The sequence below is a fragment of the Streptomyces sp. NPDC041129 genome (genome assembly GCF_055592265.1).
On record NZ_JBVIYV010000001.1, the window covers coordinates 292,072 to 317,239 of the forward strand.

The 25,168-nt window shown below is 71.3% G+C and carries 19 protein-coding genes; 8 read left to right on the forward strand and 11 right to left on the reverse strand.

Annotation, left to right across the window (positions count from 1 at the left end):
- Nucleotides 1-28: 28 nt before the first annotated feature.
- Genes gnd through tkt form a run of 6 tightly spaced genes read right to left on the reverse strand, consistent with a single transcriptional unit; the run spans nt 29 to nt 8,327 of the window.
- Nucleotides 29-913, reverse strand: coding sequence for a phosphogluconate dehydrogenase (NAD(+)-dependent, decarboxylating) (gene gnd, locus ACZ6B1_RS01250; RefSeq protein WP_468773819.1), 885 nt, complete (start codon nt 911-913; stop codon nt 29-31).
- Nucleotides 914-920: 7 nt separating this feature from the next.
- The gene (gene pgi / locus ACZ6B1_RS01255; RefSeq protein ID WP_468773821.1) at nt 921-2,573 is read right to left on the reverse strand and encodes a glucose-6-phosphate isomerase; all 1,653 of its coding nucleotides are present in this window, start codon (nt 2,571-2,573) and stop codon (nt 921-923) included.
- A gap of 1 nt (nt 2,574) precedes the next feature.
- Nucleotides 2,575-3,501, reverse strand: coding sequence for a glucose-6-phosphate dehydrogenase assembly protein OpcA (opcA, locus tag ACZ6B1_RS01260; protein ID WP_468773823.1), 927 nt, complete (start codon nt 3,499-3,501; stop codon nt 2,575-2,577).
- Nucleotides 3,498-5,093, reverse strand: coding sequence for a glucose-6-phosphate dehydrogenase (zwf, locus tag ACZ6B1_RS01265; RefSeq protein WP_468773825.1), 1,596 nt, complete (start codon nt 5,091-5,093; stop codon nt 3,498-3,500). The genes opcA and zwf overlap by 4 nt, the downstream gene beginning before the upstream one ends.
- Nucleotides 5,093-6,223 carry a transaldolase gene (gene tal, locus ACZ6B1_RS01270; RefSeq protein WP_468773827.1) on the reverse strand — a complete coding sequence of 377 codons (1,131 nt, stop codon included), beginning with the start codon at nt 6,221-6,223 and terminating at the stop codon, nt 5,093-5,095. Before tal ends, zwf begins: the two co-directional genes overlap by 1 nt.
- A 28-nt stretch (nt 6,224-6,251) precedes the next feature.
- Nucleotides 6,252-8,327: a transketolase gene (gene tkt, locus ACZ6B1_RS01275; protein WP_468773829.1), complete on the reverse strand. Its 2,076-nt coding sequence runs from the start codon at nt 8,325-8,327 to the stop codon at nt 6,252-6,254.
- A 146-nt stretch (nt 8,328-8,473) separates the two neighbouring features.
- Here tkt and ACZ6B1_RS01280 point away from each other — a divergent pair, with 146 nt between their 5' ends.
- Nucleotides 8,474-9,388 carry a helix-turn-helix domain-containing protein gene (locus tag ACZ6B1_RS01280; protein WP_468773830.1) on the forward strand — a complete coding sequence of 305 codons (915 nt, stop codon included), beginning with the start codon at nt 8,474-8,476 and terminating at the stop codon, nt 9,386-9,388.
- Between the two features lie 94 nt (nt 9,389-9,482).
- Nucleotides 9,483-10,211, forward strand: a complete 729-nt coding sequence (locus ACZ6B1_RS01285) for a type 1 glutamine amidotransferase (RefSeq protein ID WP_468773832.1) — start codon at nt 9,483-9,485, stop codon at nt 10,209-10,211.
- A gap of 54 nt (nt 10,212-10,265) precedes the next feature.
- On the opposite strand, the gene ACZ6B1_RS01290 is transcribed toward ACZ6B1_RS01285, so the two are convergent.
- Nucleotides 10,266-11,669, reverse strand: a complete 1,404-nt coding sequence (locus ACZ6B1_RS01290) for a glycoside hydrolase family 16 protein (protein WP_468773835.1) — start codon at nt 11,667-11,669, stop codon at nt 10,266-10,268.
- Between the two features lie 308 nt (nt 11,670-11,977).
- On the opposite strand from ACZ6B1_RS01290, the gene ACZ6B1_RS01295 reads away from it, so the two are divergent.
- On the forward strand, nt 11,978-13,315 hold the full coding sequence (locus ACZ6B1_RS01295; protein ID WP_468773836.1) for a 6-phospho-beta-glucosidase: 1,338 nt from the start codon (nt 11,978-11,980) through the stop codon (nt 13,313-13,315).
- Between the two features lie 266 nt (nt 13,316-13,581).
- Here ACZ6B1_RS01295 and ACZ6B1_RS01300 read toward each other — a convergent pair whose 3' ends face one another.
- Together ACZ6B1_RS01300 and ACZ6B1_RS01305 are read right to left on the reverse strand one after the other, a co-directional pair.
- Nucleotides 13,582-15,267, reverse strand: a complete 1,686-nt coding sequence (locus ACZ6B1_RS01300; RefSeq protein ID WP_468773838.1) for a carbohydrate binding domain-containing protein — start codon at nt 15,265-15,267, stop codon at nt 13,582-13,584.
- Between the two features lie 137 nt (nt 15,268-15,404).
- Nucleotides 15,405-16,532: an ATP-grasp domain-containing protein gene (locus ACZ6B1_RS01305; RefSeq protein ID WP_468773839.1), complete on the reverse strand. Its 1,128-nt coding sequence runs from the start codon at nt 16,530-16,532 to the stop codon at nt 15,405-15,407.
- A 269-nt stretch (nt 16,533-16,801) separates the two neighbouring features.
- Here ACZ6B1_RS01305 and ACZ6B1_RS01310 point away from each other — a divergent pair, with 269 nt between their 5' ends.
- On the forward strand, nt 16,802-17,707 hold the full coding sequence (locus ACZ6B1_RS01310; protein ID WP_468773841.1) for a metallophosphoesterase family protein: 906 nt from the start codon (nt 16,802-16,804) through the stop codon (nt 17,705-17,707).
- A complete protein-coding gene (locus ACZ6B1_RS01315; protein ID WP_468773843.1) occupies nt 17,655-18,335 on the forward strand; it encodes a 4'-phosphopantetheinyl transferase family protein in 681 nt (226 codons plus the stop codon). Before ACZ6B1_RS01310 ends, ACZ6B1_RS01315 begins: the two co-directional genes overlap by 53 nt.
- A 26-nt stretch (nt 18,336-18,361) precedes the next feature.
- Here ACZ6B1_RS01315 and ACZ6B1_RS01320 read toward each other — a convergent pair whose 3' ends face one another.
- Together ACZ6B1_RS01320 and ACZ6B1_RS01325 are read right to left on the reverse strand one after the other, a co-directional pair.
- Nucleotides 18,362-18,589 carry a hypothetical protein gene (locus ACZ6B1_RS01320; RefSeq protein ID WP_351668166.1) on the reverse strand — a complete coding sequence of 76 codons (228 nt, stop codon included), beginning with the start codon at nt 18,587-18,589 and terminating at the stop codon, nt 18,362-18,364.
- 242 nt (nt 18,590-18,831) lie between these two features.
- A complete protein-coding gene (locus ACZ6B1_RS01325; protein ID WP_468773845.1) occupies nt 18,832-19,488 on the reverse strand; it encodes a helix-turn-helix domain-containing protein in 657 nt (218 codons plus the stop codon).
- Between the two features lie 242 nt (nt 19,489-19,730).
- Here ACZ6B1_RS01325 and ACZ6B1_RS01330 point away from each other — a divergent pair, with 242 nt between their 5' ends.
- The 3 genes from ACZ6B1_RS01330 to ACZ6B1_RS01340 all read left to right on the forward strand — a co-directional run bounded on the left by ACZ6B1_RS01330 (nt 19,731) and on the right by ACZ6B1_RS01340 (nt 25,152).
- Entirely contained in the window at nt 19,731-20,402 is a 672-nt protein-coding gene (locus ACZ6B1_RS01330) for an MmyB family transcriptional regulator (protein ID WP_468773847.1), read from the forward strand.
- A 329-nt stretch (nt 20,403-20,731) separates the two neighbouring features.
- Complete coding sequence (locus ACZ6B1_RS01335) at nt 20,732-22,909, forward strand: discoidin domain-containing protein (RefSeq protein ID WP_468773849.1); 2,178 nt, start codon at nt 20,732-20,734, stop codon at nt 22,907-22,909.
- Nucleotides 22,910-23,103: 194 nt separating this feature from the next.
- Entirely contained in the window at nt 23,104-25,152 is a 2,049-nt protein-coding gene (locus tag ACZ6B1_RS01340) for a phosphocholine-specific phospholipase C (RefSeq protein WP_468773850.1), read from the forward strand.
- The last annotated feature ends 16 nt before the right edge of the window (nt 25,153-25,168 follow it).

Consider the following 25,168-nt stretch of genomic DNA (forward strand, 5'->3'; position numbering starts at 1 on the left):
GGGCCGCGTACGCGGGACGCGCCGGCGGTCAGTCCTTCTTCGCCGACTCCACCGCGTGGCCGCCGAACTGGTTGCGCAGCGCGGCGATCATCTTCATCTGCGGGGAGTCCTCCTGCCGGGAGGCGAACCGCGCGAACAGCGAGGCGGTGATGGCGGGCAGCGGCACCGCGTTGTCGATGGCGGCCTCCACGGTCCAGCGTCCCTCGCCGGAGTCCTCCGCGTACCCGCGCAGCCTGCCCAGGTGCTCGTCCTCGTCCAGGGCGTTGACCGCGAGGTCCAGCAGCCAGGAGCGGATGACGGTGCCCTCCTGCCAGGAGCGGAACACCTCGCGGACGTTGTCCACCGACTTGACCTTCTCCAGCAGCTCCCAGCCCTCGGCGTAGGCCTGCATCATGGCGTACTCGATGCCGTTGTGGACCATCTTGGAGAAGTGCCCGGCGCCGACCCGGCCCGCGTGGACGTAGCCGTAGGGGCCCTCCGGCTTGAGCGCCTCGAAGATCGGCCGGAGCCGCTCCACGTGCTGCTTGTCGCCGCCGACCATCAGCGCGTAGCCGTTCTGCAGGCCCCACACGCCGCCGGAGACACCGGCGTCGACGAAGCCGATGCCCTTCACGCCCAGTTCGGCCGCGTGCTTCTCGTCGTCCGTCCAGCGGGAGTTGCCACCGTCGACCACCGTGTCGCCCTCGGACAGCAGGTCCTTGAGCTCGTCGACGACGCCCTGGGTGGCGGTGCCGGCCGGGACCATCACCCAGACCGTGCGCGGTGCGTCCAGCTTCTCCACCAGCTCTTCGAGGCTCTTGACGTCGGAGACTTCGGGGTTGCGGTCGTAGCCGATGACGGTGTGGCCGGCGCGGCGGATCCGCTCGCGCATGTTGCCGCCCATCTTGCCGAGACCGATGAGACCGAGCTGCATGATCTATTCACTTCCTGAGAGAACGGTAGGCGGCGACGAGGGCCGTGGTGGACGGGTCCAGACCGGGCACGGCGGCGCCCTCGGTCAGGGCGGGCTCGATGCGCTTGGCGAGGACCTTGCCCAGCTCCACGCCCCACTGGTCGAAGGAGTCGATGTTCCACACCGCGCCCTGCACGAACACCTTGTGCTCGTAGAGGGCGACGAGCTGGCCGAGCACGGACGGGGTCAGCTCGGGGGCGAGGATCGTCGTGGTCGGGTGGTCGCCGTGGAAGGTGCGGTGCGCCACCTGCTCCTCGGGCACGCCCTCCGCGCGGACCTCGTCGGCCGTCTTGCCGAAGGCGAGGGCCTGGGTCTGGGCGAAGAAGTTCGCCATCAACAGGTCGTGCTGCGCCGCGAGTTCACCGCTCAGCTCGTCGACGGGGCGGGCGAAGCCGATGAAGTCCGCCGGGATCAGCTTGGTGCCCTGGTGGATCAACTGATAGTAGGCGTGCTGCCCGTTGGTGCCGGGCGTGCCCCAGACGACCGGCCCGGTCTGCCACCGCACCGGGCTCCCGTCGCGCTGCACCGACTTGCCGTTGGACTCCATGTCGAGCTGCTGGAGATAGGCGGTGAACTTCGACAGGTAGTGGCTGTACGGCAGGACCGCGTGGGTCTGCGCGTCGTGGAAGTTGCCGTACCAGATGCCCAGCAGGCCCATCAGCAGGGGGGCGTTGGACTCGGCGGGCGCGGTGCGGAAGTGCTCGTCGACCAGGCGGAACCCGTCGAGCATCTCGCGGAACCGGTCCGGGCCGATGGCGATCATCAGCGACAGGCCGATCGCCGAGTCGTACGAGTACCGGCCGCCGACCCAGTCCCAGAACTCGAACATGTTCTCCGGGTCGATACCGAACCCGGTGACCTTCTCGGCGTTCGTGGACAGCGCCACGAAGTGCCGGGCCACCGCCTTCTCGTCGCCCCCCAGGGCGTCGAGCAGCCAGGAGCGGGCCGAGGTGGCGTTGGTGATCGTCTCGATCGTGGTGAAGGTCTTGGACGCGACGATGAACAGGGTCTCCGCCGGGTCCAGGTCGCGGGTCGCCTCGTGCAGGTCGGCGCCGTCCACGTTGGAGACGAAACGGACGGTGAGGTCGCGGTCGGTGAAGCCGCGCAGCATCTCGTAGGCCATGGCGGGGCCGAGGTCGGAGCCGCCGATGCCGATGTTGACGACGTTGCGGATCCGCCTGCCGGTGTGGCCGGTCCACTCGCCGGAGCGGACCCGGTCGGCGAAGCCCGCCATCTTGTCCAGCACGGCGTGCACCCGCGGTACGACGTTCTCGCCGTCGACCTCGATCACCGCGTCCGGCGCGGCCCGCAGTGCGGTGTGCAGCACCGCCCGGTCCTCGGTGATGTTGATCCGCTCGCCGCGGAACATGGCGTCCCGCAGCGCGAACACGCCGGTGGCCGTGGCGAGTTCCTGCAGCAGGGCCAGGGTCTCGTCGGTGATCAGGTGCTTGCTGTAGTCGATGTGCAGGTCGCCGACCCGGACGACGTAGCGTTCGGCGCGGCCGGGGTCCGTCGCGAACAGCTCGCGCAGGGAGGGCCGTCCCGCGGCCCGGTGGTCCTCGAGGGCCGTCCACTCGGGGCGGCGGGTGAGCTCGGGGAGGTCTGACGGTACGTCGGACATGTCAGGCGTGCTCCTTGGTGGCCGCGCCGCCGAGGGCGACGGCGTACATCTCGTCGGCGTCGAGGCGGCGCAGCTCCTCGGCGATGAGTTCGGAGGTGGGGCGGACCTTCAGGGCGAGGGTGCGCGGCGGCTGCCCCGGCAGGGTCAGCGTCGCCAGCGGCCCCTCGGGGCGATCGATGACGATCTCGCCGTTCTCGGTGCCGAGCCGGACGGCGGTGACCACCGGCCCCGCCGTGACCACGCGGTCCACCGGCACGTTCAGCCGGGCCTCCAGCCAGCGGGAGAGGAGTTCGGCGCTGGGGTTCTCCTGCTCGGCCTCGACGGCCGCCGACGTCACCTTCACCCGGGCCTGGTCGAGCGAGGCCGCCAGCATGGAGCGCCACGGTGTGAGCCGGGTCCAGGCGAGGTCGGTGTCGCCGGGCGCGTAGCTGCGGACCCGGCTCTCCAGGACCTCCAGCGGACGCTCGACGGCGTACAGGTCGGTGATCCGGCGCTGGGCCAGCGCACCGAGCGGGTCCTTGGAGGGGGTTTCGGGCGCGTCCACCGGCCACCACACGACGACCGGGGCGTCGGGCAGCAGCAGCGGCAGGACCACCGAGTCGGCGTGGTCGGACACCTCTCCGTAGGTGCGCAGCACCACCGTCTCGCCGGTGCCGGCCTCGGAGCCGACCCGGACCTCGGCGTCCAGCCGGGAGGCGGTGCGGTCGCGCAGGGTGCGGGCGTGCCGCTTGATGACGAGCAGGGTCCGCGAGGGATGCTCGTGCGAGGCCTCCTCGGCGGCCCGGAGCGAGTCGTAGGCGTTCTCCTCGTCCGTGACGATGACCATCGTCAGGACCATGCCCACGGCCGGGGTGCCGATGGCCCTGCGGCCCCGTACCAGCGCCTTGTTGATCTTGCTTGCCGTGGTGTCGGTCAGGTCGATCTTCATGGCCTGCGCCAGCTCCGTCCGTCTCGTGCGAGCATCTCGTTTGCCTCTTCCGGCCCCCAGGTACCCGCCGGGTACTGGGCCGGCCTGCCGTGCCGGGACCAGTACTCCTCGATCGGGTCGAGGATCTTCCAGGACTCTTCCACTTCCTGGTGACGGGGGAACAGGTTGGCGTCGCCGAGCAGCACGTCCAGGATGAGCCGCTCGTACGCCTCCGGGCTGGACTCCGTAAACGACTCGCCGTAGGCGAAGTCCATGGACACGTCCCGGATCTCCATCGAGGTGCCCGGGACCTTGGACCCGAACCGCACGGTCATGCCCTCGTCCGGCTGGACGCGGATCACGATGGCGTTCTGCCCCAGCTCCTCGGTGGCTGTGGAGTCGAACGGGGAGTGCGGGGCCCGCTGGAAGACCACCGCGATCTCGGTGACGCGGCGGCCGAGGCGCTTGCCTGTGCGCAGGTAGAAGGGGACGCCCGCCCAGCGGCGGTTGTCGATGCCGAGCTTGATCGCGGCGAAGGTGTCGGTCTTCGACTTCGGGTCGATGCCCTCCTCCTGGAGGTAGCCGACGACCTTCTCGCCGCCCTGCCAGCCCGCCGCGTACTGGCCGCGCACGGTGTGCCGGCCGAGGTCCTCCGGCAGCCGCACCGACTTGAGCACCTTCAGCTTCTCGGTGAGCAGCGCCTCCGCGTCGAACGCGATGGGCTCCTCCATGGCCGTGAGGGCCATCAGCTGCAGCAGGTGGTTCTGGATGACGTCACGGGCGGCGCCGATGCCGTCGTAGTAGCCGGCGCGGCCGCCGATGCCGATGTCCTCGGCCATGGTGATCTGCACGTGGTCGACGTAACTGCGGTTCCAGATCGGCTCGTACATCTGGTTGGCGAAGCGCAGCGCCAGGATGTTCTGGACCGTCTCCTTGCCGAGGTAGTGGTCGATCCGGAACACCTGGTCCGGGTCGAACACGTCGTGCAGGATCGCGTTCAGGTCGCGGGCGCTGGAGATGTCGTGGCCGAACGGCTTCTCGATGACCGCACGCCGCCAGGCGCCCTGCGGCGGGGAGGCCAGGCCGTGCTTCTTGAGCTGCCGCACGACCTTGGGGAAGAACTTCGGCGGCACCGAGAGGTAGAACGCGAAGTTGCCGCCGGTGCCCCGGGAGGCGTCCAGTTCATCGACGGCGTCCTTGAGCTGCTTGAACGCGGTGTCGTCGTCGAAGTCACCGGGGATGAACCGCATGCCCTCGGAGAGCTGCTGCCAGACCTCCTCCCGGAACGGGGTGCGCGCGTGCTCGCGCACCGCGTCGTGCACGACCTGCGCGAAGTCCTGGTCCTCCCAGTCGCGGCGGGCGAAGCCGACGAGGGAGAAGCCGGGCGGCAGCAGACCGCGGTTGGCCAGGTCGTAGACCGCCGGCATCAGCTTCTTGCGGGAAAGGTCACCGGTCACGCCGAAGATGACCAGACCGGAGGGGCCCGCGATGCGGGGCAGCCGGCGGTCACCGGCGTCCCGCAGCGGGTTCACCCAGTCGGCGGCCGGGCCGACCGGGACGCGCACGTCCTCGGTCGCGGCCGGCTTCTCCGGCTGCTGGGCGTCGGTCGTCATCACGCCTCAACTCCCTTGCTCTTCAACGACTCGGTGACGGCGTCCAGCAGCTCCTGCCAGGCCGTCTCGAACTTGGCGACACCCTCGTCCTCGAGCTGCTGGACGACCTCGTCGTAGGAGACGCCGAGCCGCTCGACGGCCGCGAGGTCCGCGCGGGCCCGCTCGTAGCCGCCGGTCACCGTGTCGCCGGTGATCTCGCCGTGGTCGGCGGTGGCCCTCAGGGTGGCCTCCGGCATGGTGTTGACGGTGCCGGGGGCGACCAGCTCGTCGACGTACAGGGTGTCCTTGTAGGCCGGGTCCTTCACCCCGGTGGAGGCCCACAGCGGACGCTGCTTGTTGGCCCGGTCGCCGGCGAGCGCCTGCCAGCGCCCGGAGCCGAACACCTCCTCGTACGCCTCGTAGGCGAGCCGCGCGTTGGCGAGGGCCGCCCGGCCCTTGAGCGCGAGGGCCTCGTCGGTGCCCAGGGCGGTCAGCCGCTTGTCGATCTCGCTGTCCACGCGGGAGACGAAGAAGGACGCCACCGAGTGGATCTCCGACAGGTCGAGGCCCCGCTCCCTGGCCTTCTCCAGACCGGCCAGGTAGGCGTCCATGACCTCGCGGTAGCGCTCCAAAGAGAAGATCAGCGTCACGTTGACGCTGATGCCGAGGCCGATGACCTCCGTGATCGCCGGCAGGCCCGCCCGGGTCGCCGGGATCTTGATCATCACGTTGGGGCGGTCGACCAGCCAGGCGAGCTGCTTGGCCTCGGCGACCGTGGCCTCGGTGCGGTGGGCGAGCCGCGGGTCGACCTCGATGGAGACCCGGCCGTCACGGCCGTCCGAGACGGTGTACACGTCCCGCAGGACGTCCGCGGCCGCCCGCACGTCGGCGGTCGTCATCATCCGCACGGCCTCGTCCACCGTCACACCCCGCACGGCGAGGTCGGTGAGCTGCTCCTCGTAGCCCTCGCCGGAGCCTATGGCCGCCTGGAAGATCGAGGGGTTGGTGGTGACGCCGACGACGCCGCCGGCCACGAGACCGGCCAGGCTGCCCGAGGTGATGCGGCTGCGCGACAGGTCGTCCAGCCAGACCGACACCCCCTCGTCGGCGAGGCGCTTGAGGGCTCCCGGGGTGGCGATTGCTTCGGTCACAGTGATCTTCTTTCCTATCGCGTCGGTATCAGGCGTGCGTGGCGGCCAGCGACTCGCGGGCAGAGGCCGCGACGTTCTCGGGGGTGAAGCCGAACTCGGCGAACAGTGTGGCCGCGTCTGCGGAGGCACCGAAGTGTTCGAGGGAGACAATCCGACCTGCGTCGCCCACGAAGCGGTGCCAGGTCAGGCCGATGCCGGCCTCCACGGCGACCCGGGCCTTCACGGCCGGCGGCAGCACCCGCTCCCGGTAGGCGCGCGGCTGCTCCTCGAACCACTCCACGGACGGCATGGACACCACCCGGGTGCCGATCCCCTCGGCCTCCAGCCGCTCCCGCGCGGCGACGGCGAGCTGCACCTCGGAACCGGTCGCGATGATGATCACCTCCGGGGTCTCGGTCGACGACTCGCGCAGCACGTAGCCGCCCTTGGCCGCGTCCTCGTTCGGCGCGTAGGCGGGCACGCCCTGGCGGGTGAGCGCGAGTCCGTGCGGGGCAGGGGCGGTGGCGTGCCTCTTCAGGATCTCGGCCCAGGCGATCGCGGTCTCGTTGGCGTCCGCCGGGCGGACGACGTTCAGGCCCGGGATGGCGCGCAGCGAGGCCAGGTGCTCGACCGGCTGGTGGGTCGGACCGTCCTCGCCGAGGCCGATGGAGTCGTGCGTCCAGACGTACGTCACCGGGAGCTGCATCAGGGCCGACATCCGCACCGCGTTGCGCATGTAGTCGGAGAACACCAGGAAGGTGCCGCCGTAGACGCGGGTGTTGCCGTGCAGGGCGATGCCGTTCATCTCCGCGGCCATCGAGAACTCGCGGATGCCGAAGTGGACGGTACGGCCGTACGGGTCGGCCTCGGGCAGCGGGTTGCCGGTGGGCAGGAAGGAGCTGCTGTTGTCGATGGTGGTGTTGTTCGACCCGGCGAGGTCGGCGGAACCGCCCCACAGCTCGGGGAGCACCGGGCCGAGGGCCTGCAGCACCTTGCCGGAGGCGGCGCGGGTGGCGACGGACTTGCCCTCCTCGAACACGGGCAGCGCGTCCTCCCAGCCCTCGGGCAGCTCGCCCTTGCTGATCCGGTCGAAGAGCCGGGCCCGTTCGGGGTGTGCGGCCCGCCACTCGGCGATCCGCTTGTCCCAGGCCGCGTGCGCCTCGGCGCCCCGGTCCAGGGCCCGCCGGGAGTGGTCCAGGACCTCGTCCGCGACCTCGAAGGTGCGCTCCGGGTCGAAGCCGAGGAGGCGCTTGGTGGCGGCGATCTCGTCCTCGCCGAGGGCTGAGCCGTGGGAGGCCTCGGTGTTCCGCGCGTTCGGGGCCGGCCAGGCGATGACCGTGCGCAGGGCGATGATGGAGGGCCGTCCGGTCTCGGCCCGCGCGGCCTCCAGCGCCGCGTGCAGCGCGGGGACGTCGACGTCGCCGTCGGCGGTGGGCGTGACGCGCTGGGTGTGCCAGCCGTAGGCCTCGTACCGCTTCAGCACGTCCTCGGAGAAGGCGGTGGCGGTGTCGCCCTCGATGGAGATGTGGTTGTCGTCGTAGACGAAGACCAGGTTGCCGAGCTTCTGGTGGCCCGCGAGCGAGGAGGCCTCGGCGGAGACGCCCTCCTCCAGGTCGCCGTCGGAGACGATCGCCCAGACGGTGTGGTCGAAGGGGGACTCGCCCTGAGGGGCGTCCGGGTCGAACAGTCCGCGCTCGTAGCGGGCGGCCATCGCCATGCCGACGGCGTTGGCGACGCCCTGGCCCAGCGGGCCGGTCGTGGTCTCGACACCGGCGGTGTGGCCGTACTCCGGGTGACCGGGCGTCTTCGAGCCGTGCGTGCGAAACGCCTTCAGATCGACCAGCTCCAGCTCGTACCCGGCGAGGAAGAGCTGGGTGTACAGGGTCAGCGAGGTGTGGCCGGGGGAGAGCACGAAGCGGTCACGGCCGGTCCACTCCGGGTCCGCCGGGTCATGACGCATCACCTTTTGAAAGATCGTGTACGCGACAGGTGCCAGGCTCATCGCGGTGCCGGGGTGCCCGTTGCCGACCTTCTGTACCGCATCTGCGGCGAGAAGCCGGGCAGTGTCCACGGCGCGCCGGTCGAGGTCGGTCCACTCGAAGCCTTCGGGTGTCTGCGTACTCATCTTCAAGAAGTCCTCGTTCAATGCGTGATTGCTGGCCGGACGCGTTCAAATCTAAAAGTCTGACTTTTTCGACGAAAGGTCGGGGTGTGTCAGCCTGTGGTGAATCTGGGACAGTGATCGCGCGAGCGGAACGGCACACGGAGCACATGGCGGACGAAACACCCCGAGCCGAGGGCGAGGGCGACGAGGGCATGGACGGCGACGCGATCAGAACGTTCCCCTTCCCGGCCGACCTGGCCGTCGGGGGCGTCGGCATGCAGATCGGCCCCATGGAGGGCGACCGCACCTGGCACGCCGACACCCCGCTGCACCGCGTCCACCGCATCGACTTCCACGTGGTCATGCTCTTCACCGGCGGCCCCGTACGGCATATGGTCGACTTCACCGAGTACCGGGCCGGGGCCGGCGACCTGCTGTGGATCCGCCCAGGGCAGGTCCACCGCTTCGCCCGGAGCAGCGAGTACCGCGGAACCGTCCTGACCATGCAGCCCGGCTTCCTGCCCCGCGCCACCGTCGAGGCCACCGGCCTGTACCGCTACGACCTGCCGCCGCTGCTGCGCCCCGGACCGGAACAGCTCTCCGCGCTCGAAGCGGCGCTCGAGCAGCTTCGCCGCGAGTACGAGGACACCGCTACGCTGCCGCTCAGCCTGCACACGGCCGTCCTGCGGCACACCCTGACGGCGTTCCTGCTGCGCCTCGCCCACCTCGCGGCCAGCTCTGCCGAGGCGCCCCGACGGCCGGCGGACAGCACCTTCACGCTCTTCCGCGACGCGGTCGAGAAGGGCTTCGCCACCCAGCACAGCGTCAGCGCCTACGCGGACGCGCTCGGTTACTCCCGCCGCACCCTCGTCCGCGCGGTCCGCGCGGCCACCGGCGAGACGCCGAAGGGATTCATCGACAAGCGGGTGGTGCTGGAGGCCAAGCGGCTGCTCGCCCACACGGACCTGCCGATAGGCCGCGTCGGGGCGGCCGTGGGCTTCCCCGACGCGGCCAACTTCTCCAAGTTCTTCCAGCTCCACACCGGCGTCGCACCGGTCGCGTTCCGGGCCGAGCTGCATTGACCCGGAACCCCGCTCGCACCGGGTGACCGCCGCGGTGCGGCGGTGGGCCTGCCTACGATGCGCGGGGAGCCGCACGGGAGGGCAGGGTGAGGGCATGAGGACTCGGGCCACGGCACTGGTGGTGCAGAACGGTCCGAACGGCGGGCCCGGCCGGTGGGCCGGCTGGCTGGCCGAGGGCGGCGTCGACGTGGACGTGGTCCGCGCGTACACGGGGCAGGAACTGCCGGACCGGCTGGAGCACGAGGCGCTGATCGTGCTCGGCGGGGGCTATCTGCCCGACGACGACACCCGGGCGCCGTGGCTTCCGCGGACCCGGACGCTGATGGGCCAGGCGCTGGAACGCGATGTGCCGGTCTTCGGGATCTGCCTCGGCGGACAGATGCTGGCGCAGGTGGCTGGCGGCGAGGTGAAGGGGGAGCACGGCGAACCCGAGTTCGGCAGCACGGTGCTGACCCTGCTCCCGCCGGCGGCCGAGGACCCTCTGTTCCGTGGCCTGCCCGGGCATCCGACAGCGGTCGAGAACCACGTGGACGCGATCGTGCGGCTGCCGGCCGGGGCGCGTCCGCTGGCGCGCAGCGAGCGCTGTCCCCACCAGGCCTTCCGGCTCGGCCGGTCGGCGTGGGGCGTGCAGTTCCACCCCGAGGCCACCCCCGAGCAGATCGCGCACTGGCCGGTGGAGCGCCTGTCCCGGCACGGCGTCGACCGTGACGAACTGCTCCGGGCGGCCCGGCGGGCCGAGCCCGCCGCGGCCCCGGTGTGGCGCGAGGTGGCGCTGCGCTTCGCGCGGCAGGTGCGGGAGCGCACCGCGCCGGTGGCCGGCTGACGGCGCCCGGGCCCGTCACCGGTGAGCGGTCACGGGCCCGGGCGGGTCACCTCGTCAGTGTCCGAAGTCGAACCAGTTGACGTTCACGAAGTCGGCCGGCTGGCCGCTGGTGAAGGTCAGATAGACGTCGTGCGTGCCGGTCACCCCGCTGATGTTCGCCGGCACGGTGCGCCACGACTGCCAGCCCCCGGTGTTGGCCAGCGCGAAGCTGCCGATCGGGGCGTTGCTCCGGCTGTCCAGCCGTACCTCCACCAGTCCGCTCACCCCGGACGCGGCCCCGCTCGCCACCCGGGCGTAGAACTGATGGGCAGCTGTGGAACCGAAGTTGACGCCCTTGTACTGCGCCCAGTCGCCGTTGGCGAGGGAACCGAGGTTCTGCCCGCCGCCGGAGTCGGTGGTGGACTCGGGGACCGCGCCGGACTGGCTGTCGTAGGACTCGGCCTGGATGGCGCTGTAGGCGTCCCGGTTGCCGGAGGGCGGGGGAGTGGTACCGCCGCCACCGCCGCCGGAGGACTGCAGGACCTGCACGTAGTCCACGGTCATCGGGTGGTTCGGCTCGGTACCGCTGTCGGGTCCGCCGCCGAAGGCCCCCGGGAAGCCGCCGCCCATCGCCACGTTGAGGATGACGAAGTAGCCGTGGTTGGTGGCGTTGGCCCAGGTGGTCGCGTCGACCTGGTTGGCCTTCACGGTGTGGAAGTTGACGCCGTCGAGGTAGAAGCGGATCTCCTCGGGGCTGGTCGAGCGGTCCCACTCCATCGAGTAGGTGTGGAAGCCGGCCTGACAGGTGCTGCCGGTGCAGGAGGTGGAGTTGCCGATGCCGGAGGTCTCGTTGCAGGGGCCGCCCGGGTTGGTGCCGCAGTGCACGGTCGACCAGTCGGTGTTCAGGCCCTGGACGTTCTCCATGATGTCCAGCTCACCCACGGCCGGCCAGTTCTGGTAGTTGCCGCGGAACGGTGCGCCGAGCATCCAGAACGCGGGCCAGTAGCCCTTCGCGGCGGCGCCGGTGACGTTGGGCATCTGGACGCGGGCCTGCACCCGCAGCTTGCCGCCGGCCGGGGGCTGGAAGTCGGTGCGCGTCGTCTCGATGCGGCCCGACGTCCAGTGGCCGGAGGCGTCCCGGCGCGGGGTGATGAGCAGGTTGCCGTTGCCGTCCAGCGCGACGTTGTCGGTGCTGGAGGTCATCGTCTCGACCTCGCCGGTACCCCAGTTGGCAGCGCCGCCCGGGTAGGAAGTACCGGTGTCGTACTGCCAGTTGGAGGTGTTGACACCGGAGCCGGCCGAGCCGTTGAAGTCGTCCAGGAAGACCTGGCTCCAGCCGGACGGCGGGGTGGGGGCGGACGCGCTTGCCGGGGCGGTGGCGGCCGTCGCGACCGCCGTGGCCAGACCGACCGTCGCGACGACCGCGACCAGCGTGCGGCGCAGCAGCCGGGGTCTGGACATGCCGGAGGAATCGCTCATGGGGGAGAGCCTCTCGGGTACGGAGGTGTGTGCGGGGAGACCATGGGAAGCGCTCCCATGATGTATTGAGAGCGCTCTCAAGGTGCCGCCAATGTGCTCCCCGGTTCCCCGGCCGTCAAGAGTTAAAGCAGAGAAACTCCTTTGAGGGCACGGGAGTTCACCCCATGAAGCCACCCGTACCGGGCAGACCGGCTGCCGCGGCGGGGCCCGGTCGAGGGCGGGGCGCCACCTGCCCCGCCGGTCCGCCGGTCCCGGCCCACGGCGCGGGGACTTGCCCGTCGCGCGCGTCGATGTGCGAGGGTGCAGGCGTGAGACTGACGATTCTGGGTGGCGGCGGCTTCCGGGTTCCGCTCGTGTACGGGGCGCTCCTGACCGACCGCGGTGCGGGCCGGGTCACGGAGGTCGTGCTGCACGATCCGGACGACAGCCGGCTGTACGCGGTCGCCCGGGTGCTGGACGAGCAGGCGGCGGCCGCCGCCGACCCCCCTCGCGTGACCACCACCACCGACCTCGACGAGGCCCTGCGCGGCGCCGACTTCGTCTTCTCGGCGATCCGCGTCGGCGGTCTCCGGGGGCGGGCGGACGACGAGCGGGTCGCCCTGGCCGAGGGGGTCCTCGGCCAGGAGACGGTCGGCGCGGGCGGCATCGCCTACGGCCTGCGGACGGTCCCGGTCGCCGTCGACATCGCGCGGCGGGTGGCCCGCCTGGCCCCGGAGGCCTGGGTCATCAACTTCACCAACCCCGCGGGCCTGGTCACCGAGGCCATGTCCGGCCACCTCGGCGACCGCGTGATCGGCATCTGCGACTCACCGGTCGGCCTCGGCCGCCGGGTGGCCCGGGTGCTCGGGGTGAGGTCCGAGGACGCCTGGATCGACTACGTCGGCCTCAACCACCTCGGCTGGCTGCGCGGTCTGCGCGTGGAGGGCCGAGACGAACTGCCGCGACTGCTCGCCGACCCGGGACTGCTCGGCTCCTTCGAGGAGGGCAGGCTCTTCGGCGCCGACTGGCTGCAGTCGCTGGGCGCGATCCCCAACGAGTACCTGCACTACTACTACTTCAACCGCGAGGCGGTGCGCGCCTACCAGGAGGCGGAGAAGACCCGCGGCGCCTTCCTGCGCGAGCAGCAGGCACGCTTCTACGACGAGGCCCGCCGTACGGACGTCTCCGCCCTCGGCGCCTGGGAGCGGACCCGCGCCGAGCGCGAGGCGACCTACATGGCGGAGAACCGGGAGACGGCGGGCGCAGGCGAGCGCGAGGCCGAGGACCTCTCCGGCGGCTACGAGAAGGTGGCCCTGGCCCTGATGCGGGCCATCGCCCGGGACGAGCGCACCACGCTGATCCTGAACGTCCGCAACCGGGGCACCCTCTCCGTCCTGGACGACGACGCCGTCGTCGAGGTGCCCTGCCTGGTCGACGCCAACGGCGCCCACCCGGTCTCGGCCTCCCCGCTGCCCGGCCATGCCACCGGGCTGGTGTGCGCGGTCAAGGCCGTCGAGCGCGAGGTGCTCGCCGCCGCCGGGTCGGGGTCGCGCGCCACGGCCGTGAAGGCCTTCGCGCTGCATCCGCTGGTCGACTCGGTCCAGGTGGCCCGGCGCCTGGTGGAGGGGTACACGGCCGTCCATCCCGGGCTCGGGTACCTGACGTAGCGCCGGCCTCCGCACCGTACCCGGCGCCGTGAACCCGTCGTGGGTCCCGCGCGGTTCTTCGGCACGTCGGGCCGGCCGGCCGCTCCCCGTGACCGCGGCCGGCCGGTCCGATCCCCCGTTCCCCCGTGGTGCCTCCCCCGTGCTTCCCCCGTATCCCCCTTGTTCCTGGTATTGAGAGCCGCGGGACCGCCCCCTGATACACCCCCCGGCGAAAAAAAATCCCCCCGGCCGTGAAGCCGGGGGGACGTGGTAGCGCGCCGCCGTGCTCAGCCGGTGAAGCCGGCCGTGATGGAGGTGAACTGCCAGTTGCTCTGGCTGATGCCGGAGCAGTTGCTCACCACGCCGCCGCCCGGGCAGGGCCGGTCGCGGTTGACCGCCCAGTAGGCGAGCCGCGCGATGTGGTGGGAGTTGGCCCAGTCACGGATCTGGGTCCAGATCGCCGGGGTGGTGTTCTCCTGCTGGTCGGACAGGCCGTTCATGCCGGAGATGCCGATGTGCGAGTACGCGGTCGCGTCGTCCCAGCCGAACGTCGACTTCAGCTTGTTCTTCAGGCCGTCGGCCGCGTTCACGGTGTTGCCGTACATGTCGGAGCCGCCGCCGAAGTCGAACGGCATGATCGTGAACACGTCGATGTTGGCGCCCAGCGACTGCGCCTGCTCGATGAGCCGGTTGCCGTAGTAGGTCGGGCCGGTGGTGGAGGTGCCGAAGGTGACGATGGTCTTCAGGCCGGGGTTGTTGGCCTTGACCGTCTTCAGCGCGGTGAGTATCCGCGCCTGCACGGCCTCGTTCTCGAACTCGTCCGTGTTCTCGATGTCCATGTCGATCGCCTTCAGCGAGTAGGCGTCGATCACCTTCTGCAGCGCCCCGGCGAGCGCGCTCGCCGAGGAGCAGTTGGCGCCGAGCTTGCTGCCCTGCCAGCCGCCGAAGGACGGGACGATGTCACCGCCCGCGGAGCGGATCTGGTTGATGGCGGTCTGGTCGACGCCGCCGGTCAGTGCCCGGCTGCCGTCCCAGGCCGGGTTGCAGCCGCCCGAGTCCAGCACGAACGCCATGGTGAACCACTTGACGCCGGTCGCGCTCATCACCGTGCTCGGGTTCGGCGGATCGCCCCAGCCCTCGTACAGATAGGGGGCCGCCTGCTTGAACCCGGTGCCCCCGCCGGTCCCGGCGTCCGTCGTGACGGACACGGAGTTGGAGGCCGGCGACACGTTCCCGGCCGCGTCCCGCGCCTTCACGGTGAAGGTGTACGAGGTGCTCGGCGACAGCCCGGAAACCGTGGCGGAGGTGCCGGAGACGCTGAGCACCTGGCTCGATCCGGCGTAGATGTCGTAGGCCGTCACGCCCACGTTGTCCGAGGCGGCGTTCCACTTCAGCGACACGCTGGAGGAGGACTTGCCGGTCGAGGTGAGCCCGCCGGGCGCGGTCGGTGCCTGGGTGTCCCCGCCGCCTCCGCCGCCCGGGCCGTCGAGCTGGATGTCGTCGGCGTAGTACGACCCCTGCGCGTACCAGCCGTGCACGTAGATGGTGGCGCTGGTCTGCGAGGCGCCGGTGGTGAAGGAGACACTGAGCTGGCTGTACGCCGACGGGGACGTGGTCCAGGTGGAGGCGCCGCCGTCGACGCCGAGGTACACGTACGAACCCCGCACCCAGCCGCTGAGGGTGTAGGCGGTGTTCGGCTTGACCGCGACCGTCTGGCTGCACTGTGCGTTGTCACTCGAACTCACCGCCCCCTGCAGGGCCTTGGAGCCGCCGTGCACGGGGGAGGAGACGACCGAGCCGAGGTTGCCGGTGCAGGTCCAGGGGGAGAGGCCGCCCGACTCGAAGCCGGGGTTGGTGAGGACGTTGGCCGCCTGTGCGGTGCCCGGAAGGGCGACGGCCCCGCCGAGGGCCAGGGCGGCGGAGCCGAGCAGGGCGAGGAGCCGGCGTCTGGGACGCCCGAGTATGTGGCGCACGCGATCTCCCTGTGGGGATGGGGGTGTTCGGGAGTGCAAGGGAATGCCGAAGGTGCGCCAACCAAGTTGGTATGGACCAATCGGGGTGTCAATAGGCGGAGTCCAGATTGGTCCAGGCCGGTGTGCGGGTGAGGGCGTCAGGCCGGGGCGGTGGCGGGAGCGCCGGCCTCCCTGGCGGCTCCGTCGGCGGGCGCCGGTACCGCGGGGAGCGGAGTCTCCGCCGCCCGCTGCTGGGGCACGGACACCGGCCGCAGCGTGCGCGGCGCCGACACCACCGTGTAGTCCTGGCCCAGGAACGGGGGCTCGATCACGCCCGGATCCTCGCCCAGCGCCAACTGCACAGCGGCCCAAGGGGCGTTGACCCCGCACAGCGAAAGCTGGTGCAGCCCGCCGGCCGGCCTGGTGTTGACGTCCAGCAGCACCGGGCGGTCGCCGTGCATCCGGAACTGGATGTTGGACAGGTAGTGCAGCCCGAAGCCCTCCGCGAGCAGCCGGGCCGGCGCCAGCCACCGCTCGCGCAGCGTGAAGCCCCGGCGGCGGCCGTTCTTGGTGCGCCCCACCGCCAGCCGGACCCGGTTGTCCGGCCCGGTCAGGCAGTCCACCGACACCTCCGGCTGCTCCAGCCGCGGCATCACCAGCCAGTCCACCGGCTCCTCGGCCCGCCGCAGCGCCTCGACCACCAGGTCGAGCTGGACGTACGGCCCCGGGAACCCGCTCAGGTGCGTCAGCGAGAAGGGCGCACGGGTGATCATCCGGAAGCCGACCCCGCCCGCCCCGGACGCCGGTTTGAAGCACGCCCGCTCCCCGGCCGCCTCCAGCTCCTCGACGGCCGTGACGAGTTCGTCCGCCGTGCGGACCCGCCACCAGGGCGGCACCGGCACGCCGACCGCCCGCGCCGCCTCGTACGCGGTCGCCTTGTCCTCGAACACGGCCACCGCCTCGGGCGTCGGTGCCAGCAGCGCCGTACCGGCCGCCCGGAAATCCGCGCGGTGCGCCACGATCGCCGCCTGGTGCAGCCGGGGCACGAACACGTCGATCCCGCGCCGGACGCACTGGTCGAGGGCGTACTCCACGTACGCGGCCGGCGACAGGCCCTCCGGTTCCAGCTCGGCGGTGTCGGCGGCGGCCAGTACGGGGGAGTCGGCGTCACCGTGCGTGGCGTGGATCTCGACCGCCCGGTCGCTGGGATTCCTCCGCAGCTGATCCATGAAGAAGACGTTCTCCGCGTACGTGCGGTTGAGCCAGACGCGTACGCGAGAGGGCATGCAGGCCGCCTTTTTCGGGGTTTTCGGGCAGGACGCAGCGGCCCGTGCCCGGGCAGGAGGGAGGAAGGGACACCAAACGGCCCTGCGAAAGGGGGAGTTAGGGGCGTCGATGTTGGGGCGATCATACGGCTTTCAAACGCCCGCGCGTGCAACGCGCAGGTTACGGATTCCCCCGGCCCGGACGGGCGGGTACTGGCCAAAGATCCCCTTGCCCCGGCCCCCTGAATGTGTTCTGGTGGTGCCCACGGCATGATCGGAAGGGGCACGGGGTGGAGTCGACGGCCGGGGCCGGACAGCTGCTGGCCATCAGCGATCTGCACATCTCGTATCCGGAGAACCGCGCGCTCGTGGAGGGGATGCGCCCCACCACGGACGACGACTGGCTGATCGTGGCCGGAGACGTCGCCGAGACCGTCGAGGACATCCGCTGGGCGCTCGGCACCCTCGCGGACCGCTTCGCCAAGGTCCTGTGGGCACCCGGCAACCACGAGCTGTGGACCCACCCGAAGGACACCGTCACCCTGCGCGGCGTCGCCCGCTACGAGCACCTCGTCGCCGTGTGCCGGGAGCTGGGCGTGCTCACGCCGGAGGACCCGTACCCGGTGTGGCGCGGCCCCGGCGGGCCGGTCGCCGTGGCCCCGCTGTTCCTGCTGTACGACTACTCCTTCCTGCCGGACGGCTGCGCCACCAAGACGGACGGCCTGGCCTACGCGCACAGCACCGGCATCGTCTGCAACGACGAGTACCTGCTGCATCCCGACCCCTACCCGACCCGCGAGGACTGGTGCCGCGCCCGCGTCGCCGAGACCGAGCGCAGGCTCGCCGAGCTGCCCGCGGACCTGCCGACCGTCCTGGCCGGGCACTATCCGCTCGACCGGCACCCCACGGACGTGCTCTGGTACCCCGAGTTCGCCATGTGGTGCGGCACCACCCTCACCGCCGACTGGCACCACCGGTTCCGGGTCGAGACGATGGTCTACGGCCATCTGCACATCCCGCGGACCACCTGGCACGAGGGAGTCCGCTTCGAAGAGGTGTCCGTGGGATACCCCCGCGAATGGCGCAAGCGCCCGGTACCCCCGGGGCAGCCGCGCCGCATACTGCCGATGGAGGTCGGACCCGGTGATCGAGGAGCTGCTCCCGGAGTCGGTGGTGGCCGTGGAGTCGCACGGTGACCAGGACACCGACGACGCCCTGCTGTACCCGCAGGAGCGCGCGCTCGTCGCGCGGGCGGTGAGCAAGCGTCGCCGGGAGTTCACGGCGGCGCGGGTCTGCGCCCGGCGGGCCATGGAGAAGCTCGGCGTGCCGCCACAGCCCGTCCTGACCGGCGAGCGCGGCGCCCCCGTGTGGCCGGACGGGCTGGCCGGCAGCATGACCCACTGCGACGGCTACCGCGCCGCCGCGCTCGTGCGCGCCGGTGACCTGGCCTCCCTCGGCATCGACGCCGAACCGCACGCGCCGCTGCCGGACGGCGTCTTCGGCACCATCGCGCTCCCCGCCGAGCAGGACCGGCACCGCGCGCTGTCCGCCGCCCGGCCGGCCGTGCACTGGGACCGGCTGCTGTTCAGTGCCAAGGAGTCCGTCTACAAGGCGTGGTTCCCCCTCACCCGTGCCTGGCTCGACTTCTCCGAGGCCGACATCGAACTCACCGCCGCCCCCGGCCACGACACGCGCGGAGGCTTCCACGCCCGGCTGCTCGTCCCGGGCCCGCTGGTCGGCGGCCTCCGTGTGGGCGCGTTCGAGGGGAGCTGGCTCATCCGGGACGGGCTGGTGCTGTCGGCGGTGACCGTCCCGCACCACTGAGCGGAACGGTCACCCGGAGCCGGACCTCACTCCTGCGGGCACCAGTGGGACAGCAGCCCGAAGAACTCCTCCTCGTTTCCCGCGAGCCCGGCCCGCGCCAGCGCCCCGTCCGCCTCGGCGAGCACGGCGGGCGGCACCAGGACGGGCCGGGGCCCGTCCGGCGGCCCGTCGAAGGCCGCGCGCACGGTGTGCAGCAGCCGCAGATAGGCCTGGACGGCGGTGCGCTCACGGTCGGTCAGTACGGCGGTGGTCATCGGTCGGCTCTCCCCGGTTCGGCGTCACGGATCACGCGCGCTGCGGCGCCGCGCGCCGCGTCGTACGGCGCACGACTCCAGCTTGCCGCCCACCACTGACAACGCGGTGTGGGCAGGCCGGGGTTCGCCCGCTCAGCGGACGCGATACCCCCTGTGGACATGGCACTTGGCGGTCGGAGCGGTGCCGGCGACCGGCGTGCGGGCCCGGCGGACCACCCACGTCCGCGCGATCCCCGGGCGGTCTAGGACTCGGGCCGCTGGACGCTCTCCAGCAGCATGTCGAGCCACTCGGCGACCTTGTCCCGGTGCTGGTCGGTGGGCAGTTGCGCGGCCCGCCAGGCGATCCCGCGGACCCCGTGGTCCTGCAGCAGCCGCTCCAGCGGGTCCTCCGCCGGCTCGGCGGCGGCCCGCTCACGGTCGGCGAGCCTCTGCAGCAGTTCCTGCTCGGTGCGCTGCAGGGCGCCCGCCAGCGCCTCGGCGTCCTCCGCGGTGAGGAATCCGGCGTGCACCCGGAAGAACCGCTGCAGCGCGTCGCAGTGCTCCATGGTCGGCCGCCGGTCACCGTTGATCAGCGCGCCCGCCTGCTGCCGGGACATGCCCGCGCCGTCCGCGATCTCCTGCTGGGTGTACCTGCGGCCGTTCGGCTTCAGCCGGGTGCGGCGCAGCAGGTCCAGGCGCTGCAGGAAACGGGCCTGGACGTCCGGTTCGCCCGCCGGGCGGCCGCTGAGCAGAGCCTTGACCACCGGCTCCGGAACACCGCAGGCGACGCAGAGCCGCCCCACGTCGAAGACCTCGGTGTGCGGCACGCCGAGCCGGTCGGCGAGCGCGGTGACGCGGGCGGAGACGGCCGACAGCTGTGCGGTCTCGGTGGCGCCCGGATCCTCGTAGCCATCCGTCACCGACAGAACTCCTACGTCTCTCGAAGGCCTCAGGTGCGTTCCGTGCTTCTCGCAAGCGGATGTCGTGAACTTCCCGGAGAGTAGCGGGTGCTTCGAACCCGCATCCAGGTCTCGCCACAACTGTGGCGAATTTCAGCCGTCAACCGGCATGAAATGCCACGATAGTTGACACGGCTCTCGTCCGGGCAGCAGGATCACATCGCCGCGCGAAGGCCGGCAGAGGCAAGAGGGGTGACCTCCCGATGGCACATCAGGCAGGAGGACAGTGGCCGGCGCCGCGGCCCGTCCCCGAGGGCTGCGAGGTCCAGGCGTACCTCCAGGACTACGCCGCGCTGGTGGAGGCCGTCCCCTTCCCGTCCCTGGTCGTCGACCACCGCTGGAACGTCATGCTGGCCAACGGCGCCTACGGGAACCTGTTCGGCGGTGTGCGCCCGCATCCGACCGCCATGCCCGGGGACAACTTCCTGCGCTTCGTGCTGTTCCACCCCGATGCCGGCGGCATCCTGGCTGACCACGAGCAGGGCTGGTGCCTGCCGATGCTGGCCCATCTGAAGGCCGCGACGGACCGCTCGGGCCACGACCACGAACTCCAGGCCATCCGCCGGGACGTCGGCCAGGACCCGATCATGGAAGCCGCCTACCGGCAGGGCCTGCCGCACTGGATCCGGGCCGTCGGCGAGGCCGCCACCCGGATCGACGGCGCCGTACGTCTGCTGCACCACCCCGACCCGCGCAGGGGTCCCACCGAGTGCCGGATCGTCGACGAGACGCCCCGAACCCTCGGGGAGATCGGCTTCACCCGGCTGACGATGGTGCTGCGCGACGCCCGCCGCCCGGCCGCCGCCACGCGCCGTCAGCGCCGCGCACGTGGCGCCGGTGCGCATCTGACGGTCGTTCCGGCCCCCATGGACTGACCCGGTTCCGTCGGCGTTCAGGTCGCCGACGGGACCGGGCCGGGAAGCTCCGCCTCCGCCGCCCTTCACCCGGGCGCGTCCGAGGCTCCCCGTGCGCAAGCCACGCAATCCGTTTGCGTTGCTTGCGTTTTTCTTGCGACCGCAGGCACACGAAGCCGCTTCTCTCGCACCCAGTCTGCCCTGTCGTTTCGACTATCCGCGTCACTGTCAAAGAATTACGGATTCTGCGCGACATCTTGTGAACGCATGTCGTCGGTGCTTGAGTGTGCGGCGCCCCGCAGGCCCACTGGCCTGCTGTCCCCCGACCCCCACCACGAAGGGACCGGCACATGCACCGCAGTACCGCCGCACATGTCAGGCGCATGCCAGCGATCGGAGCGGTCGTCGCCCTCGCCGCCGGCATGCTCGTCACCCTGGCCCCCGCCGCGCACGCCGCCTCCGGCGCCACGCTCCCCTTCACCTCCGTCGAGGCCGAGTCGGTGAGCACCACCGGCACGAAGATCGGCCCGGACTACACCCAGGGCAGCCTCGCCTCGGAGGCCTCCGGCCGGCAGGCCGTACGGCTCGCCGCGGGACAGCGGGTGGAGTTCACCGTGCCGCGCGCCGCCAACGCGGTGAACGTCGCCTACAGCGTCCCGGACGGCCAGTCCGGATCCCTGAACGTCTACGTCAACGGCACGAAGCTCACCCGGACGCTTCCGGTCACCGCCAAGTACTCCTACGTCGACACCGGCTGGATCACGGGCTCGAAGACCCACCACTTCTACGACAACGCCCGGATGCTGCTGGGCCGGGACGTCCAGGCCGGCGACCGGATCGCCTTCGAGGCGGCCGGTACCCAGGTCACCGTGGACGTCGCCGACTTCGAGCAGGTCGCCGCGGCCGCCGGCCGGCCCGCCGGCTCGGTGTCCGTCGTCTCCAAGGGCGCCGACCCCAGCGGGAGCGGCGACTCCACCCAGGCCTTCCGGGACGCCATCGCGGCGGCTGGGGGCGGGGTGGTGTGGATCCCGCCGGGCGACTACCGGCTCACCTCCTCGCTGAACGGGGTGCAGAACGTCACCCTGCAGGGGGCGGGCAGTTGGCACTCGGTCGTGCACTCGTCCCGCTTCATCGACCAGACCAGCTCGTCGGGCGGTGTCCACATCAAGGACTTCGCGGTCGTCGGCGAGGTCACCGAGCGCGTCGACTCCAACCCGGACAACTTCGTCAACGGCTCCCTCGGCCCGAACTCGTCCGTCTCCGGCATGTGGCTCCAGCACCTCAAGGTCGGGCTGTGGCTGACCGGCAACAACGACAACCTGGTGGTGGAGAACAACCGCGTCCTCGACACCACCGCCGACGGCCTCAACCTCAACGGCACCGCCAAGGGCGTCCGGGTCCGCAACAACTTCCTGCGCAACCAGGGCGACGACGCGCTCGCCATGTGGTCGCTGTACGCCCCGGACACCGACTCCAGCTTCGAGAACAACACCGTCTCGCAGCCCAACCTCGCCAACGGCATCGCCATCTACGGCGGCACCGACATCACGGTGCGCGGCAACCTGATCTCCGACACCAACGCCCTGGGCAGCGGCATCGCGATCTCCAACCAGAAGTTCCTCGACCCCTTCTCCCCGCTGGCCGGCACCATCACGGTCGACGGCAACACGCTGGTGCGCACCGGCGCGCTGAACCCCAACTGGAACCACCCGATGGGCGCGCTGCGGGTCGACTCCTACGACAGCGCGATCGACGCGACGGTGAACATCACCGACACCACGGTCACCGACAGCCCGTACAGCGCCTTCGAGTTCGTCTCCGGTGGCGGACAGGGCCGTCAGGTGCGCAACGTCAGCGTGACCGGTGCGACCGTACGGAACACCGGCACGGTCGTGGTCCAGGCCGAGACCCCGGGCGCGGCCGTCTTCCGCGACGTCACCGCCACCCAGGTCGGGTCCGCCGGTGTCTACAACTGCCCCTACCCGGCGAACTCCGGTGCCTTCACGCTCACCGACGGCGGCGGCAACTCCGGCTGGTCCAGTACCTGGTCGGACTGCTCCACCTGGCCCCAGCCCGGCCAGGGCAACCCCGCCCCCGACCCGAACCGGAACCTCGCCAAGGGCCGCCCGGCCACCGCGACCGGCTCGCAGGACGTCTACACGCCCGGCAAGGCGGTCGACGGCGACGCGGGCACCTACTGGGAGTCGGCCAACAACGCCTTCCCGCAGGCCCTGACGGTCGACCTCGGCTCCTCCTACGCGGTGCGCCGCGTGGTGCTGAAGCTGCCCCCGTCCGCCGCTTGGGGCGCCCGCACCCAGACCGTCACGGTGCTCGGCAGCGCCGACGGCTCGGCCTACTCGACGGTCGTCGGCGCGCAGGGCCACCGCTTCGACCCGGCCACCGGCAACACGGCCACCGTCTCCCTGCCGAGCGGTACGAACCTGCGCTACCTCCGGCTCTCCGTCAGTGCCAACACCGGCTGGCCGGCCGGGCAGTTCAGCGAGGTGGAGGCGTACCTGGCGAACTGAGCCCCGCAGGCGCGGAAACGTGCCTCCGGTGCCGCCGGCCGCCCGCCGCGGCCGGCGGCACCCGGCGGACCGCCGGGTTTCACATGGGTGCCATCAGATACTTCCCTGACGTTTGCTGCTCTTGGAACACTCGCTTCGCGCAGCTTCCGTCATCTGACGGCAGTAACCACGTCAGGATGAGAGGACGTTCACCCATGTCCGAAGTCAACAGGCGCCGCTTCCTGCAACTCGCGGGCGCCTCGACGGCGTTCACCGCGCTGTCCGGCAGCATCCAGCGGGCGGCGGCACTGCCCGCCCACCACCGCACGGGTTCGGTCCAGGACGTCGAACACATCGTCGTCCTGATGCAGGAGAACCGCTCGTTCGACCACTACTTCGGCAAGCTCAGAGGTGTCCGGGGCTTCGGCGACCCCCGCCCGGTCACCCAGAACGGCAGGTCCGTCTGGAAGCAGTCCGACGGCACGAAGGACATCCTCCCCTTCCACCCCGACGCCGACGACCTGGGCCTCGCCTTCATCCAGGACCTCCCGCACGGCTGGAACGACGGCCACACCGCGTTCGCCGGCGGCAGGTACGACATGTGGGTGCCCGCCAAGTCCCCGACGACGATGGCGTACCTGACGCGCGACGACATCCCCTTCCACTACGCGCTGGCCGACGCCTTCACCGTCTGCGACGCCTACCACTGCTCGTTCATCGGCTCCACCGACCCCAACCGCTACTACATGTGGACGGGGTACACCGGCAACGACGGCAAGGGCGGCGGCCCGGTCCTCGGCAACGAGGAGGCGGGCTACGGCTGGACGACGTACCCCGAGCGCCTCGAGCGGGCCGGGGTCTCCTGGCGGATCTACCAGGACGTCGGCGACGGGCTGGACGCCCCCGGCGGCTGGGGCTGGATCGACGACGCCTACCGCGGCAACTACGGCGACAACTCGCTGCTCTACTTCAACCAGTACCGGACCGCCGAGCCGGGCAGTCCGCTGTACGACAAGGCCCGTACCGGCACCGACGCGCGCAAGGGGGAGGGCTTCTTCGACCGGCTTCGCGCCGACGTCACCTCCGGGAAGCTGCCGCAGGTCTCCTGGGTCGTCGCCCCCGAGGCCTTCACCGAGCACCCCAACTGGCCCGCCAACTACGGCGCCTGGTACGTCTCCCAGGTGCTGGACGCGCTGACCTCCGACCCGGAGGTGTGGTCGAAGACGGCGCTGTTCATCACCTACGACGAGAACGACGGCTTCTTCGACCACGTGATCCCGCCCTTTCCGCCGGCCTCCGCCGACCGGGGCCGGTCGACGGCGGACCCCGGGCCCGACCTGTTCAAGGGCGACGGCAGCCACGCCGCGGGCCCCTACGGACTCGGCCAGCGGGTGCCGATGCTGGTCGTCTCCCCCTGGAGCAAGGGCGGTTACGTCTGCTCCGAGACCCTCGACCACACCTCGATCATCCGGTTCATCGAGACCCGCTTCGGCGTCCAGGAGCCGAACATCTCGCCGTGGCGCCGGGCCATATGCGGTGACCTGACCACCGCCTTCGACTTCTCCCGCAAGGACACCGCGCCGGTGGCGCTGCCGTCCACGGCCGGCTACCGGCCGCCGGACCACGACCGGCACCCCGACTACGTGCCCACCCCGCCCGTCACCCCCGCGCTGCCCGGTCAGGAGCGCGGCAGCCGCCCCACCCGTCCGCTGAAGTACGCCCCGGTGGTGGACGGTTCGGCGGACACGAAGGCCGGGACGTTCACCCTCGCCTTCGCCTCCGGCGCGCACGCGGGAGCAGCGTTCCTCGTCACCTCGGGCAACCGCGGCGACGGCCCCTGGACGTACACCACCGAGGCCGGCAAGACCCTCTCCGACACCTGGAACTCGGCGTACTCGGGCGGCTCCTACGACCTGGCCGTGCACGGCCCGAACGGCTTCCTGCGCCTGTTCAGGGGCCGCAACGGCACGGCCGGACCGGAGGTCACGGCCCGGCACACCGGTGACGACGTGGAACTCGCCTTCACCAACCGGGGCTCCGGCACGGCACGGCTGAAGCTCGTCAACGGCTACGGCGGCGACCCGGTCACGGTGACGGTGCGGGCCGGGGCCACCGTGCGGCGGACCGTCCGGCTCGCGTCCAGCCGGCGCTGGTACGACCTCACGGTCACGACGGACGCCGACCCGGCGTTCCTGCGCGGCTTCGCCGGTCATGTGGAGAACGGGCGGCCCGGCGTCAGCGACCCTGCCATCATCACGGAGTGAACGGGCGATGAACACC